This window comes from Streptomyces sp. KR55 (genome assembly GCF_052245645.1).
GTDB classification, from domain to species: Bacteria; Actinomycetota; Actinomycetes; order Streptomycetales; family Streptomycetaceae; genus Streptomyces; species Streptomyces flavusporus.
Map to the genome: position 1 here is coordinate 23,369 of NZ_JBQQCE010000013.1, position 23,022 is coordinate 46,390.

At 69.9% G+C, this 23,022-nt stretch carries 21 protein-coding genes and 1 pseudogene; 16 read left to right on the forward strand and 6 right to left on the reverse strand.

Annotated features, from left to right (window positions below; genetic code table 11):
• Nucleotides 1-81 precede the first annotated feature (81 nt).
• Complete coding sequence (locus tag ACTWQJ_RS03495) at nt 82-306, reverse strand: DUF397 domain-containing protein (protein ID WP_443305125.1); 225 nt, start codon at nt 304-306, stop codon at nt 82-84.
• Nucleotides 303-1,184 (reverse strand): helix-turn-helix domain-containing protein, encoded by an 882-nt coding sequence (locus ACTWQJ_RS03500; protein WP_443305126.1) that lies wholly within the window; start codon nt 1,182-1,184, stop codon nt 303-305. Before ACTWQJ_RS03500 ends, ACTWQJ_RS03495 begins: the two co-directional genes overlap by 4 nt.
• 213 nt (nt 1,185-1,397) lie before the next feature.
• Here ACTWQJ_RS03500 and ACTWQJ_RS03505 point away from each other — a divergent pair, with 213 nt between their 5' ends.
• A complete protein-coding gene (locus ACTWQJ_RS03505; RefSeq protein WP_443305127.1) occupies nt 1,398-2,762 on the forward strand; it encodes a hypothetical protein in 1,365 nt (454 codons plus the stop codon).
• Between the two features lie 25 nt (nt 2,763-2,787).
• A complete protein-coding gene (locus ACTWQJ_RS03510; protein ID WP_443305147.1) occupies nt 2,788-3,513 on the forward strand; it encodes a 2'-5' RNA ligase family protein in 726 nt (241 codons plus the stop codon).
• Here ACTWQJ_RS03510 and ACTWQJ_RS03515 read toward each other — a convergent pair.
• Nucleotides 3,482-3,898: an ATP-binding protein gene (locus ACTWQJ_RS03515; protein ID WP_443305128.1), complete on the reverse strand. Its 417-nt coding sequence runs from the start codon at nt 3,896-3,898 to the stop codon at nt 3,482-3,484. The two genes, ACTWQJ_RS03510 and ACTWQJ_RS03515, sit on opposite strands and share 32 nt — an antisense overlap.
• Before the next feature lie 377 nt (nt 3,899-4,275).
• Here ACTWQJ_RS03515 and ACTWQJ_RS03520 point away from each other — a divergent pair, with 377 nt between their 5' ends.
• The 10 genes and pseudogenes from ACTWQJ_RS03520 (at nt 4,276) to ACTWQJ_RS03565 (ending at nt 12,251) form a co-directional block, all read left to right on the forward strand.
• Complete coding sequence (locus ACTWQJ_RS03520; protein WP_443305129.1) at nt 4,276-4,578, forward strand: HAD family hydrolase; 303 nt, start codon at nt 4,276-4,278, stop codon at nt 4,576-4,578.
• Nucleotides 4,575-6,176, forward strand: a complete 1,602-nt coding sequence (locus ACTWQJ_RS03525) for a hypothetical protein (RefSeq protein ID WP_443305130.1) — start codon at nt 4,575-4,577, stop codon at nt 6,174-6,176. Before ACTWQJ_RS03520 ends, ACTWQJ_RS03525 begins: the two co-directional genes overlap by 4 nt.
• A 28-nt stretch (nt 6,177-6,204) precedes the next feature.
• Nucleotides 6,205-7,173 carry a thymidylate synthase gene (locus ACTWQJ_RS03530; protein WP_443305131.1) on the forward strand — a complete coding sequence of 323 codons (969 nt, stop codon included), beginning with the start codon at nt 6,205-6,207 and terminating at the stop codon, nt 7,171-7,173.
• Nucleotides 7,170-7,298 (forward strand): annotated as a pseudogene (locus ACTWQJ_RS03535) (carbamoyltransferase N-terminal domain-containing protein); the annotation flags it as partial. The gene ACTWQJ_RS03530 and the pseudogene ACTWQJ_RS03535, both read left to right, overlap by 4 nt.
• 191 nt (nt 7,299-7,489) lie before the next feature.
• Entirely contained in the window at nt 7,490-8,887 is a 1,398-nt protein-coding gene (locus tag ACTWQJ_RS03540) for a carbamoyltransferase family protein (protein ID WP_443305132.1), read from the forward strand.
• Nucleotides 8,869-9,918 carry a hypothetical protein gene (locus ACTWQJ_RS03545; RefSeq protein ID WP_443305133.1) on the forward strand — a complete coding sequence of 350 codons (1,050 nt, stop codon included), beginning with the start codon at nt 8,869-8,871 and terminating at the stop codon, nt 9,916-9,918. The genes ACTWQJ_RS03540 and ACTWQJ_RS03545 overlap by 19 nt, the downstream gene beginning before the upstream one ends.
• Before the next feature lie 30 nt (nt 9,919-9,948).
• Nucleotides 9,949-10,458: a topology modulation protein gene (locus ACTWQJ_RS03550; protein ID WP_443305134.1), complete on the forward strand. Its 510-nt coding sequence runs from the start codon at nt 9,949-9,951 to the stop codon at nt 10,456-10,458.
• A gap of 43 nt (nt 10,459-10,501) precedes the next feature.
• Nucleotides 10,502-11,275, forward strand: coding sequence for a phosphotransferase (locus ACTWQJ_RS03555; protein ID WP_443305135.1), 774 nt, complete (start codon nt 10,502-10,504; stop codon nt 11,273-11,275).
• The gene (locus ACTWQJ_RS03560; protein ID WP_443305136.1) at nt 11,266-11,634 is read left to right on the forward strand and encodes an NAD-dependent epimerase/dehydratase family protein; all 369 of its coding nucleotides are present in this window, start codon (nt 11,266-11,268) and stop codon (nt 11,632-11,634) included. Before ACTWQJ_RS03555 ends, ACTWQJ_RS03560 begins: the two co-directional genes overlap by 10 nt.
• A complete protein-coding gene (locus tag ACTWQJ_RS03565) occupies nt 11,631-12,251 on the forward strand; it encodes an NAD-dependent epimerase/dehydratase family protein (protein WP_443305137.1) in 621 nt (206 codons plus the stop codon). Before ACTWQJ_RS03560 ends, ACTWQJ_RS03565 begins: the two co-directional genes overlap by 4 nt.
• 258 nt (nt 12,252-12,509) lie before the next feature.
• On the opposite strand, the gene ACTWQJ_RS03570 is transcribed toward ACTWQJ_RS03565, so the two are convergent.
• Nucleotides 12,510-13,154: a DUF4232 domain-containing protein gene (locus ACTWQJ_RS03570; protein ID WP_443305139.1), complete on the reverse strand. Its 645-nt coding sequence runs from the start codon at nt 13,152-13,154 to the stop codon at nt 12,510-12,512.
• Nucleotides 13,155-13,248: 94 nt separating this feature from the next.
• Complete coding sequence (locus ACTWQJ_RS03575) at nt 13,249-15,627, reverse strand: SpoIIE family protein phosphatase (RefSeq protein ID WP_443305141.1); 2,379 nt, start codon at nt 15,625-15,627, stop codon at nt 13,249-13,251.
• A gap of 254 nt (nt 15,628-15,881) precedes the next feature.
• On the opposite strand from ACTWQJ_RS03575, the gene ACTWQJ_RS03580 reads away from it, so the two are divergent.
• Nucleotides 15,882-18,980 (forward strand): glycoside hydrolase family 2 TIM barrel-domain containing protein, encoded by a 3,099-nt coding sequence (locus ACTWQJ_RS03580; RefSeq protein WP_443305142.1) that lies wholly within the window; start codon nt 15,882-15,884, stop codon nt 18,978-18,980.
• 141 nt (nt 18,981-19,121) lie between these two features.
• Nucleotides 19,122-21,365 (forward strand): glycoside hydrolase family 9 protein, encoded by a 2,244-nt coding sequence (locus ACTWQJ_RS03585; protein ID WP_443305143.1) that lies wholly within the window; start codon nt 19,122-19,124, stop codon nt 21,363-21,365.
• A gap of 10 nt (nt 21,366-21,375) precedes the next feature.
• On the opposite strand, the gene sigJ is transcribed toward ACTWQJ_RS03585, so the two are convergent.
• Nucleotides 21,376-22,302 (reverse strand): RNA polymerase sigma factor SigJ, encoded by a 927-nt coding sequence (gene sigJ / locus ACTWQJ_RS03590; RefSeq protein ID WP_443305144.1) that lies wholly within the window; start codon nt 22,300-22,302, stop codon nt 21,376-21,378.
• A 189-nt stretch (nt 22,303-22,491) separates the two neighbouring features.
• On the opposite strand from sigJ, the gene ACTWQJ_RS03595 reads away from it, so the two are divergent.
• Together ACTWQJ_RS03595 and ACTWQJ_RS03600 are read left to right on the forward strand one after the other, a co-directional pair.
• Nucleotides 22,492-22,737, forward strand: coding sequence for a hypothetical protein (locus ACTWQJ_RS03595; protein ID WP_129803775.1), 246 nt, complete (start codon nt 22,492-22,494; stop codon nt 22,735-22,737).
• A 3-nt stretch (nt 22,738-22,740) separates the two neighbouring features.
• Nucleotides 22,741-23,022, forward strand: a 282-nt coding sequence (locus ACTWQJ_RS03600) for a toxin Doc (protein ID WP_443305145.1), incomplete at its 3' end; no start/stop codon positions are given.

Below are 23,022 nucleotides of genomic sequence, written 5' to 3' on the forward strand. Positions count from 1 at the left end.
GAGCCAAGCCGAAGTGCCAGCTGACCCGGAACAAGCAGCCGTAGCGGACTCGGCGCTGACACGAGCGGATGGGCCTCGCCCTCACAGCGTGTCATCCACGATCCCGCCTACCAGCGCGCGCACGGCTGCCCGCGAAAACAACAGCGGCCGAAGCCCGACATCTTTGGAGTCGCGTACCGCGACACGTTTCCCCAGTTCCGCGATCTCCACGCAGTCGTTCGCACCCCCGCTGTACGAGCTTTTGCGCCACCGCGCGTGTGCGAGGTGGGCGTCGTACGACGGGACGGTCGTGCGGGGCGTGCTCACTCTTCGAGCTCCTTGCTGATCTCTGCGATTCGGGTGCGGGTCTCCGACGGGCCCAGGGCGCAGGCCCTCAACTGGTCGAAGATTTCTGTGTAGTTGTCCACGTCTTCGGCGGACTCGAGGTACACGGAGTTTTTGGGGTTCTCCAGCCACACCAGGTTCGGTGTGGGGTCGGGGAAGGCCAGGATGACGAACGGACCGTACAGCCCGGGATGCGCTCCGAGTGAGAACGGCAACAGCTGCACGGTGATGTTCGGCTGTTCGCTCGCCTCCACCAGCTTGCGCATCTGCTCGCGCATCACCTCGGCCGAGCCGACCGTCCTGCGCAGCACGGCCTCGTCGAGGATCGCCCAGAGTTTCGCCGGCTGCTCGCCGTCCAGGCGGCTGTTCTGCCGCTCCATGCGGACCTTGACCAGGGACTCGACCTGCGGAGGAGACAGGTCCATCCGCATCTGCGAGATCACGGAGCGTGCGTAGTCCTCCGTCTGAAGCAGGCCCGGTACGAGCATCGGCTGGTAGTTGGCGAGGTACGTCGCGCCGGCCTCCAGTGCGAGGTACCCGTCGTAGCGGGTTGCGGTCAGCACCGTCGAGTACTTCCGCCACCAGGGCTTCTGCTGCTCCTTGTCCGCCCGCACGAGGTCCAGCACGTCGGACCGCAGGGTCTCGTCCTCGACGCCGTACAGGTCCAGGAGTGCCCGTACGAGGACCGGTGTCGTGCCGCGCTCCCCGTTCTCGATGCGGCTCAGCGACCCTTGGTTGACCTCGAGCTGCTCGGCGACCTCGGTGAGCGTGAGTCCGGTCGCTTCACGCAACTCTTTGAGACGAGCGGCGAGTTGTCGGCGATACACGGACTGGGGCACCAGGCTCCTCTTCAAGGCCATGTCGGAAGTCTCCCCGTACGACGACCACGCCTACAACCCATCTGAGTCAACTTCACTAGACATATTGCCTAGTTCATGGTGACGTCGGCATGCTGTCTGGCATCACGGCTCGCGCCCCACGGCGTGCGCCGCAGCCGACTGACGGGCGTCACGCCCTCCCCACCTCGGCGTACGCTCCCGTCGGCCCTGCTCGCCACACCAGGAGGGTGTGCCATGCCTCGGACGACGTTGTTCCGCGAGCTGCTTCAACGGCGGCATCTGACGACGTACGAAGCGTTCTCGACGCGGTTCGAGCGGGCCGCTGCCAGACTGGCCGACCTCGACGGGGATCCCCGTCTGGCCTCGGTCCGGGTCTCCCCGCGCCAGTTCGACCGTTGGTACGGCGGGGAGTTACAGACTCTGCCCCGCCCGGACGCCTGCAGGGTGCTGGAGCACATGCTGGGCCGACCCGTGTCCGAGCTGTTCACCGTGGCGGAGGACCACGACCAGGAACACGACCGCGACACCCGGAACCGGGGCGGGGCACCGGATGCACCCGGGTTCCAGTCCCAGCCGCGCGGCATCCCTCTCCACGCAGACGACGAGAACCCCCTGGACATCGTTGCCCGCACCCAGCAGCTCACCACCAGCAACGCCGACGAGACGACACTCGCCTTCCTCGGCTCCTCCCTGGAAGGCATCACCGCACGGTACGAGCTCGACGGGCCGTACGTCCTCCGCCCCCAGACCCGCAACCTGCGGCAGCTCGCCCACGCCCTCCTCGAAGGCCGCCAACCACCCGGTGCACGCCGGGAGTTGTTCCGTCTCGCTGCCCGCGCCTCGGGTCTGCTCGGCTACATGGCGGTCAACACGGGCGACTTCGCACTCGCCGAGGCGTACTGCACGGAGACCCGCGAGCTCAGCCGTGCGATCGGCGACGTGGAAACCGAACTGTGGGCCGACGGCACGCTCTCCTTCAGCCTCTACTACGCGGGGCGTTACGCCGATGCCGACGCCCGCGCCGCCGCAGCCGTGGACCGCGCACCCCGCAGCGCCCAGTCCATCCGGCTCCTGGCGAACGGCCGCGCCCGGGCGCTCGCGAAGATGGGCCGGCGGCAGGCGGCGGTCAGTGCCGTCGGCCAAGCGCTGGAGCTGTCGGAACTCCACGACGTCTCGGCCGGCATCACACCCTGCATCTCCTTCGAGCCATACGGGCACGCCAGGACCCTGGCCAACGCCGTCACCGCTCACGTATCACTCGGCAATGTCGATCAAGTGCTGAGCGACGCCCAGCAGATCGACGACCTTGTCGAGCACTCCGACTCGGCGTGGAGCCGTTCGCTGGTACGGCTCGACGTGTCCGCGGCGCTGCTGCAGCAGCCGTCGCCGGATCTCGATCACGCGATGTCCCTCGGCAGGGAGGCCCTCGTGCTGTGCGGTGACGTGCCGATCAGGTCGGTTTGGCAGCGCGCTCGTGACCTGTACGAGCAGGCGCTGCCGTGGCGGGAGCAGCCGAGCGTAGGCGAATATGGCGAGGAGCTCCGGGCCTGGAGCTCCCAGCCAGCAGCCCTGGCCATGTCGCACTCCAGGGCAGTGTGATGCCGAAGGAGCGCGCCGCGTGCCCATGCTCAGCGCCGATCCCGCCGCGTTTCCCGCCGAACCTCCGGTGGATCTGGACGACCTCGCGTGTATCGCGGCGCACGACTGGGCTGCCTTCAGTGCGCTGCCGGAGATGACTGACCACTGGTCGCGGCCCGGCTGGTTCGATGGGGCCAGGGCGTACTACTGGATGCTGACGTTCCCCGACGCATCGGCGCTCACCGACCTCGCCCTGGGTTGCCAGGAGGCGCTGGCGCCGCTCGGCCTCGACCCGGTCCCCGCCGAGGACGGGTTGCACATCACGCTCGCTCGCGTCCGAGGACATGACGCCGTCTCCCACGGTCAGCTGGACGTGCTCGGCCGAACTGCGGCGCGGCTCCTGCCCGGCGCCTTCACCCTGCAGGCCGTGCCGCTGGCCGGTTCCCGGGGTGCCGTACGTTTCTCCGTCGGCCCGTGGAGGCCACTCGTACGACTCCACGCCGCGCTGCTGCAGGCCGGGCGGACCGTGGGAATCACGCCCCCGAAGCCGACGGCGCACTTCCGGCCTCATCTCAGCATCGCCTACAACAATCGAGGACGCGACGCTCGCCCGGTGGTGGACGTCGTCGCTTCCCTGCGCACCCTGCCATCCGTCGATGTAGAAGTCGCTGACGTACAGCTCGTGGAGCTGCGCCGCGACGGGGTCACGTACCGGTGGGACGTTCTGGAGAGCTTTCCGCTCACGGCACCCGATTTCGTGGGGCAGCAGTAGCCCCGTCCATCAGGGTCATCTCGGCTACTACGGCCTTGCCTTCCGGCGTGGGCCATACCAGCCATCTGGTGGCGAGGGCGGTGACGAGATGGAGGCCTCGGCCGTCCTCCTCAAGATCGAGAGGCGGAGCATCCGATGGCACGCGCGGTCGGACGGCGCCGACGTCCTTGCCGCCGTCGTGGACCCAGAGCACCGCGGTGTCCTCGTAGACGTCCATCGCCATGCCGATGGGCCCGCTTCTCGTATGCCGCAGCGCATTGGTGACCAGTTCGACGGCGACAACCGCCGTGTCGTCGAGACGTGAGCCGATGGCGCGACGGTCCAGGGCATTGCGTACCTGCTCGCGGATAAGCATCAGCGGTTCCTCGACGTTCCGCAGGTTCACCCAGCGGTGATGGACTCGATCGTCTGCGAAGTCGTGCGTCGTGACTTGGCCCGTGTGTGAGCGGAACACCCTGTGCCTCATTCCCGGTAGTTGCCGACGGGCTTCACCAGCGTCTGGACACACGAGGCGCGTCGGTACGACAGGGGACACGCCGTTTCTCCGCCGTCAGCCGGGCGTGCAACGGCGGAGAAACGGCGGATGGACGGCGTATCGCCGCGTCGCTCACACGGCGATCGTCTTCGTGGGCCGTTTCCGCCAGCGACTCGCTCCTCGCCTCAGCGAAGCGGCCCGGTGCACCCCGTGCCGGCTCACAGTCGCCTGCTCCCCCAGCCGGCACGGGGCAACTGTCCCCCCAAGTCGCGCACAGGAGGTCACTCGTGACCAGCAAGCCCCCGCCCGCGGTGGGCGAGCCCGCCCCCGAGCTGATGGACCAGGGGCGCGGCAAGCCGTCCCCCGACACGTTGCTGCTGGCACTTGTCGAGTCCAGGACCGACCCCGCCGATGCCCTGTGCGTCGGCGGCATGGCCGTCGACCAGGAGGCGGCACAGCGGGCCGGGCTGCGGTACGCGCACGCCGCCTGGGGATACGGCGCGCCCACAGAACCGCTGCCGCTCATCCTCCAAGAGCCCGCTCAACTGGTCGACCTGGTCCGCGAGAACCTCGCGAAGGGCTCGGCATGAGTACGAACGCCCTGGAGCGCGAGGTCGACGCGCTGATGGCGGCTCTGGAGGCCGCGTACGGAGACGCGGCAGTCACGCCGGGCGGGGTGGGCTGGCTCCGGGTGCACCACGTCCCGGTTCGCCGGTTGGTCATGCGCTTGGTGAGGCGCCTGCTGGCGGTGCGCGAGCCCGCGTCAGCCGTAGGCGGGCAGCAGCCCCTCGTCGTCGCCCACGACAGTGCCGCGATCGGCTACGTCTCGTACGACGTGACCCACGCCGGTGTCGCGTACGTGCTGGGGCTGCGGAGCGGGGAGCGACAGGACGAGCCCCACAACGCCCACCCCGCGGGCGCACTGCCGCCTTCAGGCATGCCCAGCACGCCGGTGTGCGCCATCTCGTGGTCGTCTCGCCACGCCGCGACCCTGCTGCCAGTGCTCGTCGAGTTGGCCGATCGAGGAATCGCCAGCACGGTCGTGGACGCGTCCACCGAGTCGGTGCAGCGGTTTCCCGAGCAGCGCACGCCGGCGATTACGGGCGTACGGCTTCCGAGCTCGATCTTCGCCCATGCCGGAGCACCGCCGCTCCCGTACGCGGGTGCGCTTCCGGAGGGTACGACCGCGACCGTCGGCCAGCATGAGATCTCGCTCGGCCGCCTGGCCCACCTCGTCTCGCATGTACTCGTACGCAGTACCGACTGCACCCAGCCGTCCTGGACGTCCGCGCTCATGGCCGAGCGTTGGCTTCACGGCGCCCTCGCAGCTCTTCGCCCTGACGTGCTGTTGTGCAGCAACGACACCAGCCCCCTCGGCGTCCTGGCCGTCGCCGCGGCAGAACGCGCCGGAGCGAACACCGTCTATGTCCAGCACGGCGCCTGGGTCGACGGACAGGTCAGCTGGCGGGCGCAGCACTGCCGCCACATCGCCGTCATGGGATCTCGTGACGTGCTCACCGCGCACACCTGGACCCGGCGCGCCGACGCCCGCACGCACATCGTCGGCCAGCCCCGTTTCGACGCACTTGCGGGCGCTGACCGCTCCCAGCAACGCGCCTATCTAAGCGGCCTGTTGACCCGTGAGACTCGTGTCGAGCCGCCGAGGATCGCCGTCTGGGCCTGCCAGCCCTTCAGCGAGCAGCGGTTGATCGGCCAGTTCGACGTGATTGCGGAGGGGCTGCGGAACACGGCCCACCGTTGGGGTCTGGTGATTGCTCCGCACCCCGCACAGAGACCGTCCGCCTTCACCGCGCTTCTCGACTCGGCCAAGGACGTTGTCGTGGCTGTGGCCGCGCCGGAGGTGGGTGCCCGCAGCTGCCTGGCCGGGGCGGACGCCCTGATCAGCGCGTCGTCCACCTGTGGCATCGAGGCACTGCTCCTCGACGTACCCGTGCTGGAACTGGTCCTGCCCGCGACCCGCACGCTCCGACTCGCCGATCATGGCGCCGCCCAATCCTGCGAGTCCGACGCTGAGATCACTGTCGCCCTCGCACGCATCGACCGGACCCCGGACGCCGTCCGGGTCCCCGCGGCGGCCAAGAACTCTATCTGCCGCTGGGAGGGCCGCAGCGCCGCGGCCGTTGCCGACATCGTCACCAAGGCCATGACCGAGAACACCACCTCGTGATGCGGCCACCCTACGAAATGGACCATCGATGACCATCTCCCTCGAGGGCGACATCGCCGCCCTGCTCTTCGCGGAAGCCGTACGTAAGACCGCCGACCACGGACGCCCCGTCAGCCCGCGCGGCATGGCGACCCGAGAACTCCTCGGCGTACACCTGACGCTGACCAGGCCCCGCGCCCGCCTCCTTCACCTGCCGCCGGCCCGAATCCTCAACCCCGCCTTCGCCGCCGCCGAGACGGTCTGGCACCTGATCGGCTCGGACGCCCCCTGGATCTTCGACTACAACAACCGACTGCGCCAGTACGCCGATGACGGCCTGCTGCGCGGCGCGTACGGGCCCCGAATGCGCCGCTGGGGTGGCCACGTCGACCAACTCGCCGAGGTGATCAGGACCCTCCGGGAGGACCCTGACTCACGGCGTGCAGTGATCCAGCTCTACGACCCGGCCCGTGACGCGGCGGGCCACCGCGACGTGCCCTGCACGCTCGGTTTCCGGTTCAAGCTGCGTCAGGGGCGGCTGCACATGTCGACCACGATGCGCAGCCAGGACGTGTGGGTCGGTTTCCCGTACGACCTGTTCTTCGCGACCGTGTTGCACGAGCTGATGGCGGGGTGGGTGGGCGCCGACCTCGGCACGTACCACCACCACGTCGACTCCCTGCACCTCTATGAAAGAGACATGCCTGCCGCCGTCGCCCTGCCCCTCACCGAGACCGGACCGACGGAGCAGATGCCCGAACTCGCCACTCCCTGGGAGGACTTCGACGAGCTGCTCGGCAAGGTCCGGCGAGGCGGGGAGATGCCGACGCATCCTGGGTGGACCCAGATGGGGGCGGCGATGCACAGCTACCGGCTGTGGAAGAGCGGCGAGTTGGAGCGCGCCGAGGGAATCGCTGGGGACATGAGGGGGCCACTCGGCACCGCACTCGTCGACTGGTACGCCCACCTGCGAGCCCGCAGGGCATCGCGCGCCATGACTGCCGGAGCAGCCCGATGAAGGCAGTGCTCGGCCTGTGCTCGTACACCCACGACTCGTCGGCCGCGCTGATCGTTGATGGCCGCCTCGTCGGGTTCGTCGAGGAAGAACGGCTCTGCCAGGTGAAGCACACCAAGGCGTACCCGGAGCTCGCCGTCACCTGGCTGCTGCAGGAAGCCGGGCTCCGGCCGGAGGACATCGACGCGGTCGGGTACAACTTCTCCGCCGCGCACTATCTGCGGGCGGTGCCACGTACCCCGGCGCTGCTGCTCTCCGCGAGACCCGCGGCAGAGCACTGCATCGGAGCCTGGGATTCACAACGGTTGCGATGCGAACGATGGTGCGTTGCCAGGCGCTGGCAGGAAAGTTTCCGCGCGCCCGAGTCCGCTCGCTCGTACACCACAGGGCCCATCAGACGTACGCCTTCGCCGCTTCCGGATCCGAGGAGGCAGCGGTGCTCGTGGTGGACAGCCTCGGGGAGACCCAGACCACGACGATCGCCCTCGGGAGGCAGCCGAGCCCTGGGCGCCCCGTCGTACGCACGCTCCACGCGATCGACGACCCGGCTTCCCTGGGTTACGTGTACGGCGCCGTCACCATGCATCTCGGCTGGCGGCGCGGCGACGAGGAGGGGACCGTGATGGCGCTGGCCGCGCTCGGTGACCCAGCCCGCTTCCGGCCGTTGTTCGCACACGCTGTACGGACGACCCACGCCGGTTTCCTGGTTGCCTCCGAACTCTTCCCGCCGAGGACGCTGCGTCGAGGCGCGGCCCGCGTCACTCCCCGATTCATCGCGGAGACCTGTCCTCCCCGCCGCCCGGACGAGCCCGTCGAGCAGGTCCACCGGGATCTCGCCGCCGCCCTGCAGGAGCGCACGGAGATGGTGCTCATCCACCTCGCCCGCATCGCGCGGCGACGCACTGGCTCCTCGCGCCTCTGCGTCGGCGGTGGCGTTGCGGCCAACTGCGTCGGCATCGGCAGGATCGTCGAGGAGGGCGTCTTCGAGGAGGTCTTCGTGCCGCCCGCACCGGGGGACTCCGGCACGGCGATCGGCGCGGCCGCCGCCGTCCACCTGGCAACGGCCCCGCAACCGCTGACGGGCATCGAAGGGGCCTGCTACCTCGGCCCTTCCTGGACGTCTCCGGCCGTCGACTGGGAGCGCTGGCCAGGGCTACGGACGCAACCCCTCACGTCGGACCGCGCCCGCTTGGAGTTGCTCGCCGACCAGCTGGCTCAAGGCCGGATCGTCGGCCTCTTCCAGGGGCGGGTGGAGGCCGGCCCGCGGGCGCTCGGTAACCGTTCCATCCTGGCGTCGCCGCTGAGCGAAGGAGTCGTGGACCGGCTGAACGCCACGGTGAAATTCCGCGAGCCATTCTGCCCCTTCGCGCCGGTCGTTCTGGAGGAGCGCGCGGGGGAGTACTTCACACTCGGCCAGGCGGCGCCCTTCATGTCGATGGCGTCACAGGTCACGATCAAGGCCCGCGAACAGATACCGGCGATCGTGCACGCCAACGGAACCGCGCGCGTACAGACGGTCGGGCCTGACCAGAACCCATTCCTCCACGCCGTACTGGACGCCTTCGCACGACGTACCGGCGCACCCGTGCTGATCAACACCTCCCTCAACATCAAGGGCAAGCCGATCTGCGGCACACCGGAGATGGCCCTGGACTGCCTGAGCAGCTCCGGGCTCGACGCGCTGCTCCTCGAGGACTGGTGGGTGACGAAGCGATGAGGATCGGCTACAGCTTCTGGGGCTTCCTCGGCCCCGGCATCACCGACACCCCTGACGGCGGGCGCAGCCACCGCCGCCCCCTCGTCGACGCGCTGATCGCCAGCGGCCACCGGATCGTCTTCCTCCAGGCCGACCGCGACCGCCGCGAAGCCGACGACGTCCTCGGCTACGACTTCGACTCCGGGTTCCCCGAGATCGACGTGCTGTTCCTGGAGTGGCGCTGGCCGATCCCGGGCCGGAACACGACGGAATGCGGAAGCCCCGGCCACACCTGCGATCTACACCGCCAGAGCGAACTCCTGCACCACTACACGGCCGACCGTCGCATCCCCACCGTCATCTGGGACAAGGACCGCCGCCTCCCGGGCGCCTCCCCGTGGCGACACCACCCCGGAGTCGCCGTCTGCGAAGCAGCCCTCAGTCCGTCCCCGGGCGCCGCGTCCCTGCTCTTCCCCGTGGCCGACCAGTGGCTCGACAGCGCCACCCTCGAAGCACTGACACGCAGGCAGCGACCGCTCTCACTCGCCTATGTCGGCAACCAGTACGACCGGGATGACGCCTTCGATCGCTACTTCGCCCCCGCCGCGGAGCACGTCTCGCACGCGGTGGCGGGTAAGTGGCAGGACACCGCCCGCTGGCCCCACGTCACCTTCCTCGGCCGCCTCGGCTTCCACGATGCGATGGCGTTGTACGGGACGGCACTGGCCACGGTCCTGCTGCTGCCCAAGCGCTACGCCCGAGCCGGACAGATGACCCAACGGATCTTCGAAGCCGTCCTGTCCGGCTGCCTTCCGCTCTGCCCCGCGGAGATCCGTTACGCCGAGCGCTTCGTCCCGGATCCGCTCCTCGTACGTAACGGCTCGGACGTCGTACGCGTACTGCGCTGGCTCCGCACCGAAGCCGGCACCGGGGCCCACGCCCGGCTGCTTGCGGACTGCGTGTCCTGTCTTGAACCGTTCCGGCTCAGCCGGCAGATAACGGTGCTCAACGGCCTCCTGGATGCCCCCGCCCCTGCCGGAGCCGTCCGATGAACCCGCTCCGTCCCCCTACCCTGGAGCACCATGAAGAGGGTCGCGATCGTCGGCTGCGGAGGCAGCGGCAAGTCGTACGTCGCCCGGGAGCTCGGCCGATGGCTCAGCGCTCCGGTGACGCACCTGGATGCGGTCTACTACGACGACGACTGGAACGAGCTGCCGAAGGACAAGTTCGCGGAACTGCAGCGAGACCTGGTCGCCGCCCCCAGCTGGGTGATCGACGGCAACTACAACTCGACCCTCCAGATCCGGCTCGAAGCCTGCGACACCGTGGTATTCATGGACATGCCCACGCCGACGTGCCTCTGGGGTGTCCTCTCCCGACAGCTCCGCCACGGTCACGGCCAGAACAAGGGCAACGGGATCTACAACCGCATCCACATGGGCGTGATCCGCTACGTCCTCACATACCGCCGCAAAATGCGCCCGCGTGTACTAGCGAAGATCGACGAGTACGCACGGAGCCACGCGCAGGTCGTCATCCTGACCAGCAGGCGCCATGCACGGCGCTGGCTGAGCGAGACGGCCGCCGGGTAACCGAACTTCCGGGCTGCACCGCCGCACGACCGGGCAACCGCTCATGACCGGGCGGACCTTCACCAAGGCGTACGCCACCGAGGTGAAGCGCGTGACGGCTCAGCGCAACCACGAGTGGCTCAGCCGCCATGCCGAACCTATGGTGCTGCCCCCGATCACCGGGTCCCGGCTGAGGGAGCTGACGTTCGCGTGGGTTGACGGGCGGCATGTGAAGCCCCGTGACCTCAAACGAGTCGCTCGACACCTGGGCTCATGCCACGAAGCGGCATGGCGCCGCAGCCTGCACCAGGCCCGGCTCACGACCGCGTACGTGTCGGACGGCCATGTCCTCGCGGGCTTCGTCGGCCCGCGCGCCACTGCCCTCTGCCAACGGTTCCGCGATGGCTACATCACCTCGGCCCGAGCCCTGGACGCCACCCTCACCCTCCTGCACCGGACGGCAGACCGCCCCGCCGCCTTCTACAAGGACTGCAACCCACGCAACATCCTGATCACCCTCTCCGGCCCACCGGTCACCATCGACACCGATGACCTCACCCTGGCCCCCTTCGGCTACGACCTGGCGAAGCTCGTCGTCACCCTGTCCATGACGCACGGCCCGCTCCCGGCCGACCTGATCGACCAGGCCCTCACCGCGTACAACTCGGCCGCCGCCGCACACCACCCCCAGCTGGGCCAGACCACCCTCACACAGCTCATGGAATACGCCGAACTCCACGGCATTCTTGCCGCGCCCTACCTCGGCCGCGGGGGCTACCGCTGGTCTTGGACGCGCGTACGCCCGACATCGACGCCCCGGAGAAAAACGTGCACCTGACTCATCCCCCCGACCTGTCCACCCCACAGCGCCTCCGCCGGGTCGTCGTCACGGGCGCGGCCGGCTTCATCGGCTCACACCTCAGCCGCGCGCTCCTGGAGGCGGGCACCACGGTCATCGGCGTCGACCGGCGGGACCCGCGGCGCGACCCCCTGGCCGCCACCAACCTCACCGAGCTCACCGCGTTCCCGAACTTTGTCCCGCTCACCGCGGACGTGATGACCTGCCCCCTGGACCCGGTGCTGCTCGACGCAGACGCCGTCTTCCACCTCGCGGCCCTGCCCGGCGTGCGCCCCTCCTGGGGCCCAAGTTCGACGCCTACGTCGCTGCGAACATCCAGAGCGTGCAGAGACTCATGACCGTCGCGTCCCGCCTCCACATCCAACGGGTGGTCCTCGCCTCCTCGTCCAGCGTGTACGGCGCGACAGACGGCTGCCCGAGCAGAGAGACCGACCGCCCCGGCCCGCTCTCGCCCTACGCCGTCACGAAGCTCGCCGCCGAGCAACTGTGCCTCGCCCACGCGGCCCGCCCCGACACGACGACAAGCGTCATCGCGCTCCGCTACTTCACCGTCTACGGCCCGCGCCAACGCCCCGACATGCTGATCCACCGCGTCCTCACGGCCGCACTCCGCCAAACCCCGCTGCACGTCTTCGGCAACGGCCTCCAGCAACGGGACTTCACCCACGTCGACGACGTCGTACGCGCCACTATCGCGGCGTCCCACACGCCCACCGCCAACACCGTCATCAATATCGGCGCCGGATGCAGCACCCCCATCTCCGACGTACTCGACATCGCCCACCGGCTCACCGGCCGCCCGGTCCCCGTCGCGCGGGCGGGAGCCCGAGCCGGAGACGTTCCGGCCACGCTCGCGGACATTACCCGGGCCGGCGACCTGCTCGGCTGGAAGCCGGAGGTCTCCTTAGCCGACGGCATGGAACAGCAACTCCGCTACTTGAAGGAGTCCGGCTGATGCCCTGTGCTGTCGCCGTGATCCCCTGCCGCTACGGCTCCACCCGCTTCCCTGGCCCTCGGCGAGGCCTACCTGGGATAATCTCCGAGCAGGCGGGGACGACTCCCCGGTCAGCACGCTGACCCTGCATGGGGTGGGACAACCCCCGCGCAGGCGGGGACGACCGGTGGCTGCCCGACGCCGTACGCCAGGGGCGGGGACAACCCCCGCGCAGGCGGGGGTTGTCCCTGTGCACGGCCGGTGAGGACACGAGAGCGATCAGGCGCCCGTACCCGCCTGGAACACCGTGAGGGAGATCTCCGACTCGTTGCCCGCCACAGGTACCTCCTCGGCGGTCCACTTCACCGTCAGCGGGTCCCGCTCGTCCGGCGGGGTGACGAGCAGTGACGCCGGCTCGGCCGTGCGGGCGCCGCTGATCTCGGGGCTGGCGTACGACAGTCCGGCCCAGGCGCTGTCGCCCGGTGCGAGGGTGACCGTGGCGGGCGAGCCCGGTTCGCGTTGCGGGTCGGGCCCCAGCTGCCGGCCGGACGTGTCGACGAAGGCGGCGCCCGGATAGCCGTACAGGGTGCAGGTGCGCGACGAGGTGTTCGTGAGGACGATCGGGAAGTTGCGCTGCCCGGCGCCCGGGTTGTTGCGGCCGACCGAGGCGCGGAGCTCGGAGGTGTGGCAGCGGGTGCCGGGGGCGGAGTCGGGCTCGGTGGATGCGCTCGCGTCGCTCGGGGGGCTCGCTGATGAGGAGTCCGGGGCGGATGTGGCCGTCGTCGGCTGCCGTGGGCTGCTCGTCGTGCCGTCGGCCTCGCCGCCGCAGCCGGCCAGCAGGCCCAGCACCGTGACCGCGCCCGCGAGGAGCGCCGCCCGGCGCAGGGAGGGGATGGGGTGTGCGGACGGGGACGTGGGCGTCATGTTCCTCAACACTCCCGGACGTTCGCCGATGCGTAGGTACGGGATCCTTGTGCCCCGTCCCGGGCGCCCGATGCGAACCGGGACCGGAAGAACCTCACTCCTCCGCGAGCAGGTCCAACTCCGCCCAGATCGTCTTGCCCTCGGGCGTGTGCCGGCTGCCCCAGCGCTGGGTGACCTGGGCGACCAGGAACAGCCCGCGGCCACCCTCGTCCCAGGTCCTCGCGCGGCGCAGATGCGGCGCGGTGTGGCTGGCGTCGGACACCTCGCAGATCAGCGTCGACTCGTCGTGGATCAGCCGCAGCCGGATGGGGTGCGAACCGTATCGGATGGCGTTGGTGACCAGCTCGCTCACCACCAGCTCGGTGGCGAACGAGGCCTCGACCAGCCCCCAGATGCCGAGCTGGTCGGTGACCTGCTTGCGGAGCGGGGCGACCAGTGCAGGATCGACCGGGATGTCCCAGGTCGAGACCTGCGACTCCGGCAGCCCGTGGGTACGCGCCAGCAGCAGCGCCACGTCGTCGCAGGCGCTGCCGGTCGGGAGGAGGGTGTGCAGGATCCGGTCGCAGGTCTCGTCCAGTGACCCCGTGGACGCCGACAGGGCCTCGCGCAGCAGCCCGAGACCTGCCTCGACGTCCCGATCGTGGGACTCGATCAGTCCGTTGGTGAAGAAGGACAGCACGGTGCCCTCGGGCAGGTACAGCTCGGCCGCCTCGAACGGCAGCCCGCCCAGGCCCAGCGGCGGACCGGCGGGCAGCTCGACCTCCTGAGCCGCACCGCCCGGCAGGACCATGACCGGCGACGGATGCCCTGCCCGGGCGAACGTGCAGCACCGGGACACCGGGTCGTACACCGCGTACAGGCAGGTCGCGCCGACCTCGCCGGGGTCGCTGACGTCGGCGCTGGTCTCCTCCGACAACCGGACGACCAGGTCGTCGAGGTGGGTGAGCAGCTCGTCGGGGGCGAGGTCGATGTCGGCGAGCGTGCGCACGGCCGTGCGCAGCCGGCCCATCGTGGCCGAGGCCCGGATGCCATGGCCGACGACATCACCGACCACCATGGCGACCCGCATCCCGGACAGCGGGATCACGTCGAACCAGTCGCCGCCCACCTCGGCCCGGGCCGCCGGAAGGTAACGCGAGGACGCCTCCAGGGCGGCCCTGCGCGGCAGCGTCTGCGGGAGCAGGCTGCGCTGGAGGGCGAGGGTGGTCTCGCGCTCGCGGGTGTAGCGGCGGGCGTTGTCGATGCAGACGGCGGCGCGTGCCGTGATCTCCTCGGCCAGGAGCTGGTCGTCCGGCGTGAAGGGGTCCGGGCGCCGGAAGCGGGTGAGGACGGCGACGCCCAGCGTCGTCCCACGGGCTCGGATCGGCACGGACATCGTGGCGTGGATGCCGTACCCCCTGACCCGCTCCAGCTGGGCCTTGTCCCAGGTCAGCCACTGGGTGAGGTCGTCTGAAGGGGCTTGCGCGACGATCGTCCGGCCGGCCAGCACGGAGTCGGCCTGTGGTGAGGAGGCGGGGTACACGTCCAGCTGGCCCGGTTGGACCACGGCCTCGAAGCTGCCCGGATCGACCGACTGATGGGCCGCCCGGCGCAGGGAGACCGGCGCGGTCGGCGGCTCCGCGGAGGGCTCACCCCCGGGCTCCGGCGGGTCCAGCAGGTCGACGCTGACGAAGTCGGCCAGGGTGGGAACGCAGACATCCGCCAGCTCCTGCGCCGTCCGGATGACGTCGAGCGTCGTGCCGATGCGGACGCTCGCCTCGTTGACCAGGCGGAGCCGCTCGCGTGCCAGGTACTGCTCGGTGAAGTCGTGCGCGGCGACGCACACACCGCACACCCGCCCGGCGGCGTCGGTGATCGGCGCCATCCGGGCCAGCCGGGCGTCGACCCGGCCGCCGTCGCCCATCGGCACGTGGGTGTGGACATCGTGCCCCTGGCCGGTCGTGAGCACGTGGTGCAACTGCTGCTCGATCTCCTCGCCCTGAGGCCTGGCGAGGAACTCCGTCACACGTAGCCCCCGGACGCGCTCCTCGGGCAGCCCGATCATCGCGGCCATGTCGGCGTTGATCCGGTACACCCGGAGCCGCTCGTCGTGGATCGCGACGGCGCAGGGAGTCTGGAGGAGGCTGGCCTTCTCCAGCGGATCGTCGGCCGGTCGGTCCCGGTCGCCCTCCAGAGGTGTTACGACGAGCCAGTCGTCGGTGCCGCTGTCCGGTGGTTGCCGACGGTGAGCGAGCAGCCATACGGACACCGTACGGCCGTCCCGGTGGCGCAAAGTGAGCGTTCCGTCGCAGCGGGGTGTGCGAAGAGCCGGTGCCGTGCCCTCGACCAGCTGTGCGGCGGGGCGTCCCACGACCTCGTCGGCCGTCCAGCCCAGCAGCCGCCGCGCGCCTTCGCCCCACTCGGTCACGGTGCCGTCGCGGTCGATGACAGCCCGGGCCGTGGCGGCCTCGTCGAAGGGGTAGACCGGGCTCATCGTCGTCGCTCCATCGCGCATACGCACAGTGAACGGTTGGGCCACTTCAGTTCCAGCGTAGTGCGTTGTGGTCCTGCGTGAACCGGGCACGGGCCACCCGGGTACTCCGGGTCAAGAGGCAGATCCGGCCGATGTGACCCGTGGGGCAGAAGTACATCACCCGACCCTTGACGGGCGTGTGTGGCAGCCCGTCAGAATCTGTTTGTTCACGATTAGTTGTGAGTACTTCTGGGCCCTGATGAGGGAGAGCCGCCATGTCGGTCACTCGCAGATCGGTTTTGATCACCGGTACAGCCGCACCGGCCGCCGGAGCGCTGCTGGGCGCGCCGGGCGCACAGGCAGCCGAGGCCGCCGCCCGGGGCACGGGCCGCCACATCCTCGCCCTGCGCGACGGCTGGCGCTTCGCCCTGGTGAACCCGGGCGGCATCACCGACCCGACCGGCGCGTACGCCGACGCCGCCGAGCCCGGCTACGACGACTCGGGCTGGCGCCGGGTCGCCGTACCGCACGACTGGAGCATCGAGCAGACCCCCACCACCGACCATGGCACCACCAGCGGCACCGGCTTCCTCCCCGGCGGCCTCGGCTGGTACCGCCTCGCCTTCACCCTGCAGCCCGCCTTCGCCGGCCGGCAGATCGCGGTCGAGTTCGACGGCGTCTACATGGACTCGTACGTCTACTGCAACGGCAAGGAAGTCGGCCGGCACCCCTACGGCTACACCGGCTTCGCCTTCGACCTCACCGACCTTGTGCACACCGACGGCAGCACCGAGAACGTGCTCGCGGTCAGGGTGCAGAACCGGCTGCCCAGCAGCCGCTGGTACTCCGGCAGCGGCATCTACCGCGAGGCCCGCCTCGTCGTCACCGAACCCGTGCATGTGGCGCGCTGGGGCACGTACGTCACCACACCCGAGGTCACCGAGGAGCGCGCTCTGGTGCGGGTGCGCACCGATGTGGTGAACGCCGCCGGCAGCCCGAAGCAGGTCGAGATCATCTCCCGCATCACCGACCCCGACGGCCGCACTGTCGCCCGTACGACCTCCACGGTCGACGTCGACGGCCAGGCCGCCGAAACCCACGAACTCACGGTCGCCGACCCCAGGTTGTGGGACTTCACGACCCCGCAGCACCGGTACACCCTGTTCACCGACCTGCGTGTCGACGGCAAGACCACCGACACCCATTGCACCGCCTTCGGCATCCGCAGCTTCCACTGCGACCCGGACGAGGGCTTCCACCTCAACGGCACCCACACCAAGCTCAAGGGCGTCGATCTCCACCACGACCTGGGCGCGCTCGGCGCCGCGACCAGCATCGACGCCGTGCGCCGACAGATGACGATCATGAAGTCGATGGGCGTCAACGCCCTGCGCACCTCGCACAATCCGCCCTCGCCGGAGGTGATCCGGGTGTGCGAGGAACTGGGCATCGTGCTCCAGGTGGAGGCCTTCGACTGCTGGCGGACCGGCAAGAACCGCTACGACTACGGGCGGTTCTTTGACGAGTGGTGCGAGAAGGACGCCACCGAGATGGTCCTCGCGGCCCGCAACTCGCCCGCCGTGATCATGTGGTCCATCGGCAACGAGGTCCCCGACTCCACGTCCACGGCCGGACTCACGATGGCCGACCGGATCATCGCCGCGATCAGGGCCGCCGACGACACACGCCCGATCGTCATCGGCTCCGACAAGTACCGCCGCCTGCCGACCAAAGGTTCGGCGGCCGATCTGATGCTGGCCAAGCTCGACGGCCTCGGCCTCAACTACAACACTGCCAAATCCGTCGACGCCCTGCACGCGGCCTATCCCCACCTCTTCCTCTTCGAGTCGGAGTCGTCGTCGGAGACCTCGACCCGCGGCACGTACCAGGAGCCGGAGCGTCTGAACACCGGCGAGAACCACACGCCGGGCAAGCGCGCGACCTCGTCGTACGACAACAACCTCGCCTCCTGGACCATGAGCGGGGAGTACGGGCACAAGAAGGACCGGGACCGGAAGTGGTTCGCGGGGCAGTTCCTGTGGTCGGGCATCGACTACATCGGTGAACCCACGCCGTACGACGTGTTCCCGGTGAAGGCGTCGTTCTTCGGCGCGGTCGACACGGCGGGCTTCCCGAAGGACATGTACTACCTGTTCCAGAGCCAGTGGACGAGCGAGCCGATGGTCCATCTGCTGCCGATGAGCTGGAACCACACGAAGGGGGAGACGGTCGAGGTCTGGGCCTACGCCAACGTCGACACCGTGGAGCTGTTCCTGAACGGCAGGTCCCTCGGTGTACGGCGCTTCGACACCAAGAAAACCACCGACGGGCGGACCTACCTCGAGACGACCGAGGCGACCGGCGACGACAAGACCTTCACCGACGGCCCCTATCCAGGCAGCTACACCAGCCCCAACGGCAGCGCGGGCAAGCTCCATCTGACCTGGAAGGTGCCCTTCGAGCCGGGCGAGTTGAAGGCAGTGGCGCGCACCGACGGCAAGGTGGTCGCCACCGACGTGCTGCGCACGGCCGGTGCCGCACATGCCGTACGCCTCACCGGGGACCGTAAGTCCGTGGCGGCGGACGGGCGTTCACTGGTCTTCGTGACCGCGGAGATCGTCGACGCCCGCGGTGTCGTCGTGCCCGATGCCGAGCACCTCATCGAATTCGACGTGAGCGGCGGCTCCGTGGCCGGACTCGACAACGGGAGCCAGGAGAGCGCCGAGCGCTACCAGGCCCGTACGCGCACCGCCTTCCACGGCAAGGCGCTGGCCATCGTCCGCTCGGGCAGCGAGCCGGGCACCCTGAAGGTGACCGCACGGGTGAAGGGCCTGCGGTCGGGGACGACGACCGTGCGCACGACGCCCGCCCGGTCGGCCGCGACCACCCCGGCACCGGAGTTCGAGCCGGACCATCCGACGCCCCCGAACTATCCTCACGCGGACGCCAGTTACTCCGGCCGCCCCGACACCCTGCCTGCCGCCATGCTCGACGGCGACCCCGCCACCGGCTGGTCCAACGGCTTCCACAAGGCCGCCACCGCCTTGTTGCCCGCCTTCGACGGGGCCCGGGCCGAGGACTGGGTGTCGGTGGACTGGGGACGGGCCAGGACCATCGACCGGGCGGAGGTCTGGTTCACCACGGACGCGACGCACAGCCTGCCCGCGGCCATTGAGGCCGAGGTCTGGGACGGGCGCCGGTACGTGCCGGTCGAGGGGACTGCCGTCGACTGGGCCACCGCCTCGGACGCGCCGACGGTCATCACCTTCGACGCCGTACGCGGCTCCCGGCTGCGGCTCACCCTGACCAGCGCTCACCCGGGGGAGGCCCGAGGGGCGGTGCGGATCAGCAAGCTGGAGGTCCCCGCGAGCTGAGCCGATGAGCGGGTCCGGGCGGGAACCATTCCCGTCCGGACCGTTGACGGGGTGTCATGTTGCCAACAAGCATGGCTGCGTCCGCCTCTGGGAGCGCTCCCATCACGAGCGTCACCCGTACCTCCCCCGAGGAGCCCAGACGTGAAACGACGCAGAACCACCCTGTTGTCCCTGACGGCCCTGCTGGCGGCGGGACTCACCGCACTCCCGGCCGCACCGGCCGGCGCCGAAGAGGTCGAGCAGCTGAAGAACGGCACCTTCGACACCAGCACCGAGCCGTGGTGGACGACGAGCAACGTCACCGCGGGCCTGTCCGACGGGCAGCTCTGTGCCGACGTGCCCGGCGGCACCGCCAACCGCTGGGACGCCGCCGTCGGCCAGAACGACATCGCCCTGGTGAAGGGGGAGTCGTACCGCTTCTCCTTCACCGCGAACGGTTCCCCCGAGGGGCACGTGGTGCGGGCGATCGTCGGACTGTCGGCGGCGCCGTACGACACCTACTTCGAGGTGACGCCGGAGCTGAGTGTCTCCAGGAACTCGTACTCGTACACCTTCACCTCGCCTGTCGACACCCCGCAGGGCCAGGTCGCCTTCCAGCTCGGTGGCAGCGCGGACGCGTGGCGCTTCTGCATGGACGACGCCTCCCTGCTGGGCGGTGTACCGCCCGAGGTGTACGAGCCCGACACCGGGCCGCGGGTGCGGGTGAACCAGGTCGCCTATCTGCCCGCCGGGCCCAAGAACGCCACGCTGGTCACCGACGCCACCGAGAAGCTGCCCTGGCAGCTGAAGAACGCGTCCGGGGCCGTGGTCGCCCAGGGCTGGACCGTGCCGCGCGGCACCGACGTCTCCTCCGCCCAGAACGTCCACTCCATCGACTTCGGTGCCTACCGCAAGCAGGGCAAGGACTTCACGCTGGTCGCCGACGGCGAGGCGAGCCGCCCCTTCGACATCGGTACGGCCGCCTACGAGCGGCTGCGGCTGGACGCCGTGAAGTACTACTACACGCAGCGCAGCGGCATTGCGATACGGGACGACCTGCGCCCGGGCTACGCTCGCCCCGCCGGGCACGTCGACGTCGCACCCAACCAGGGAGACGGCGCGGTGCCCTGCCAGCCGGGCGTGTGCGACTACACGCTCGACGTCACCGGCGGCTGGTACGACGCGGGCGACCACGGCAAGTACGTCGTCAACGGCGGCATCTCCGTGTGGGAGCTGCTGAGTACGTACGAACGCGAACGGCTGGCCCGCACCGGGGAGCCGGAGAAGCTGGGCGACGGTACGCTCGCCATCCCGGAGAGCGGCAACAAGGTGCCGGACATCCTGGACGAGGTCCGCTGGGAGCTGGAGTTCCTGCTGAAGATGCAGGTGCCGGCGGGGCAGCCGCTGGCCGGCATGGCGCACCACAAGATCCACGACGAGCAGTGGACGGGCCTGCCGCTGCTGCCGAGCGACGACCCGCAGAAGCGGGAACTGCATCCGCCGTCCACCGCGGCGACCCTGAACCTGGCGGCGACGGCCGCGCAGGCGGCGCGCCTGTACAAGCCGTACGACAGGGAGTTCGCGGCGAAGTCCCTGGCGGCCGCGCGCAAGGCGTGGTCGGCGGCGCTCGCTCACCCCGACCGGTACGCCTCGGAGAGCGACGGCATCGGCGGCGGTACGTACGCCGACAGCAACGTCACCGACGAGTTCTACTGGGCGGCGGCCGAGCTGTATCTCAGCACAGGAGAGAAGGAGTTCGCGGATTACGTCCTCAACTCCCCGGTCCACACGGCCGACATCTTCGGTCCCTTCGGCTATGACTGGGCCAGGACTGCGGCAGCGGCCCGGCTGGACCTGGCGACCGTGCCGAGCAGGCTGGCTGGCCGGGACAAGGTCCGCCAGTCGGTCGTCAAGGGAGCGGACCGGTACCTGGCCACGCTGAAGTCACACCCGTACGGGATGCCGTACGCCCCCGAGGGCAACCTCTACGACTGGGGCTCCAACCACCAGATCCTGCACAACGCCGTCGTCATCGCCACCGCGTACGACATCACGGGTGCCTCGAAGTACCGTGACGGCGCGCTGCAGAGCGTGGACTACCTCTTCGGCCGCAACGCCCTGAACATCTCGTACGTGACCGGCTACGGCGAGGTCAACTCCCGCAACCAGCACGCCCGTTGGTACGCCCACCAGCTCGACCCGAACCAGCCGAACCCACCGGCCGGCACGCTCGCCGGCGGGCCGAACTCGAGCATCCAGGACCCCTACGCACAGAGCAAACTCCAGGGCTGCGTCGGCCAGTTCTGCTACATCGACGACATCCAGTCCTGGTCGACGAACGAGCACACGATCAACTGGAACTCCGCCCTGACCCGGATGGCCTCCTTCGTGGCCGATCAGGGATGACCGCTGAGGTTCACCTGTCCTCGTCGTCCCGGTGCACGTGCGTGAGCTTGTCGGGGTTGGACACGATGTAGACGTCCGACACCCGGTCGCCCTCCGGAGTGAGGTCCATGACCATCACGGCGTAGGGCGAGTCTCCCTGGAACAGCACCGCCGCGTCGTCGCCGTTGACGCGGCGGTAGCTCAGGTCCAGCCCCTGTGTGCCGCGCCGGGCCGCGTAGCCGGTGAGCAGGCGGACCGCCTTGTCCCGGCCGTGCACGGGACGCAGCCCGGCCCTGCGGTTCCCGCCGCTGTCCGTCCACACCGTCACGTCCGGCGCGAGGACCTCCATCAGCGCGGCGATGTCCCCGCCGAGCGCGGCCCGCACGAAACGCTCGGTCGCCTCCCGTCGCACCCGCGGATGGGCCCGGTAGCGCGGGCGACGGGCCCGCACATGGGTGCGCGCCCGGCGGGCCAGCTGCCGGACCGCCGCCGGGGTGCGGTCGATGATCTCCGCGATCTCGGTGTGGGCGTACCCGAACACCTCGTTGAGCACGAACACCGCGCGCTCCAGCGGGGTCAGGCTCTCCAGGACCACCAGCATCGCCAGCGACACCGACTCCTCGCGCAGGACCGGGTCGGCGTCGGCCGCGCCCGCATCCTCGACCAGGGGCTCGGGCAGCCACGGGCCGAGGTACGTCTCCCGGCGGCGGCTGATCGCGGCGCGTCGCGCCAGGGCGTGGTTGACCGCGATGCGCACCAGGTACGCGCGCGGACTGGCGATGCGGTCGGCGGACTCGGCCCCTGTGCGGGCCGACCACGACAGCCAGGTCTCCTGGAGTACGTCGTCGGTGTCGGCGACGCTGCCCAGCATCGTGTAGACGACGCCGAAGAGCAGCTCGCGATGGCCGACGAAGACGTCGGTCGCGTCGTGCGTCTCGGGCACGGGGCGGTCGGACATGGCTGGGCCTCCCGGGGCGGCGCGGTACACCACTGGGAGGTGCGGAGCGGTCCGAATGTGACATCGGCGCTACCGAATGTGACGTACCTCTCAAGGATTTTGAGCGCTCTCTGCCCGTCCGGTACCTACCCCGATCCCTGCTGAGCTGGGGATATTTACGAGTAAGTACCCGCGCGGTACCGTGATGCCATGCCAGCCCTCAACGTGGAGTTCAGTGATCGTGAGCTGGAGGACCTGCGGCAGATCGCCAAGGAGCGCGGTACGTCGATGAAGGCCCTCGTGCGTGAGGCGGCCGCGGCCGACATCGCCCGGCACCGGGCGCTGCAGGAGGGCGCCGAGGCCTTCCGCCGGTTCTTCGCGGCCCACGCCGACGAGTTCGCGGCCGCCTTCCCCGACGACGAACCGCCCGCCGGCGGCGAGGGACGGGCCGCCTGACCGATGGCACCCGTCCTGCACATCGACGTGCCCTGGCTGCTCCAGCGCCACGAGGAGGTCCTGCCGGACCAGCCGACGATCAACGACTTCTCCGCGCTGGTCGCCGCCGTCGCCCGGCACCGCGTCGATCCGCCCCGCCTCGGCGTGGACTCCGACCCCGCCTGGCGGGCCGCCGCACTGCTGCACACCCTCGCCCTGCTCAAGCCCCTTCCGTCGGCGAACGCCCGTTTCGCCTGCGCGACAGCCGTGGCGTACATGTTCGTCAGCGGCGTCGGCATCGACCCG

Excerpts from the sequence above, each read along its gene's own strand:
- ACTWQJ_RS03570 (WP_443305139.1), bottom strand. The coding sequence starts at position 13,154 with ATGACGCCCACGTCCCCGTCCGCACACCCCATCCCCTCCCTGCGCCGG.
- ACTWQJ_RS03540 (WP_443305132.1), top strand. The coding sequence starts at position 7,490 with ATGGTGCGTTGCCAGGCGCTGGCAGGAAAGTTTCCGCGCGCCCGAGTC.
- sigJ (WP_443305144.1), bottom strand. The coding sequence starts at position 22,302 with ATGTCCGACCGCCCCGTGCCCGAGACGCACGACGCGACCGACGTCTTC.
- ACTWQJ_RS03505 (WP_443305127.1), top strand. The coding sequence starts at position 1,398 with ATGCCTCGGACGACGTTGTTCCGCGAGCTGCTTCAACGGCGGCATCTG.
- ACTWQJ_RS03500 (WP_443305126.1), bottom strand. The coding sequence starts at position 1,184 with ATGGCCTTGAAGAGGAGCCTGGTGCCCCAGTCCGTGTATCGCCGACAA.
- ACTWQJ_RS03530 (WP_443305131.1), top strand. The coding sequence starts at position 6,205 with ATGACCATCTCCCTCGAGGGCGACATCGCCGCCCTGCTCTTCGCGGAA.
- ACTWQJ_RS03550 (WP_443305134.1), top strand. The coding sequence starts at position 9,949 with ATGAAGAGGGTCGCGATCGTCGGCTGCGGAGGCAGCGGCAAGTCGTAC.
- ACTWQJ_RS03555 (WP_443305135.1), top strand. The coding sequence starts at position 10,502 with ATGACCGGGCGGACCTTCACCAAGGCGTACGCCACCGAGGTGAAGCGC.
- ACTWQJ_RS03575 (WP_443305141.1), bottom strand. The coding sequence starts at position 15,627 with ATGAGCCCGGTCTACCCCTTCGACGAGGCCGCCACGGCCCGGGCTGTC.
- ACTWQJ_RS03580 (WP_443305142.1), top strand. The coding sequence starts at position 15,882 with ATGTCGGTCACTCGCAGATCGGTTTTGATCACCGGTACAGCCGCACCG.
- ACTWQJ_RS03595 (WP_129803775.1), top strand. The coding sequence starts at position 22,492 with ATGCCAGCCCTCAACGTGGAGTTCAGTGATCGTGAGCTGGAGGACCTG.
- ACTWQJ_RS03510 (WP_443305147.1), top strand. The coding sequence starts at position 2,788 with ATGCTCAGCGCCGATCCCGCCGCGTTTCCCGCCGAACCTCCGGTGGAT.
- ACTWQJ_RS03525 (WP_443305130.1), top strand. The coding sequence starts at position 4,575 with ATGAGTACGAACGCCCTGGAGCGCGAGGTCGACGCGCTGATGGCGGCT.
- ACTWQJ_RS03565 (WP_443305137.1), top strand. The coding sequence starts at position 11,631 with ATGACCGTCGCGTCCCGCCTCCACATCCAACGGGTGGTCCTCGCCTCC.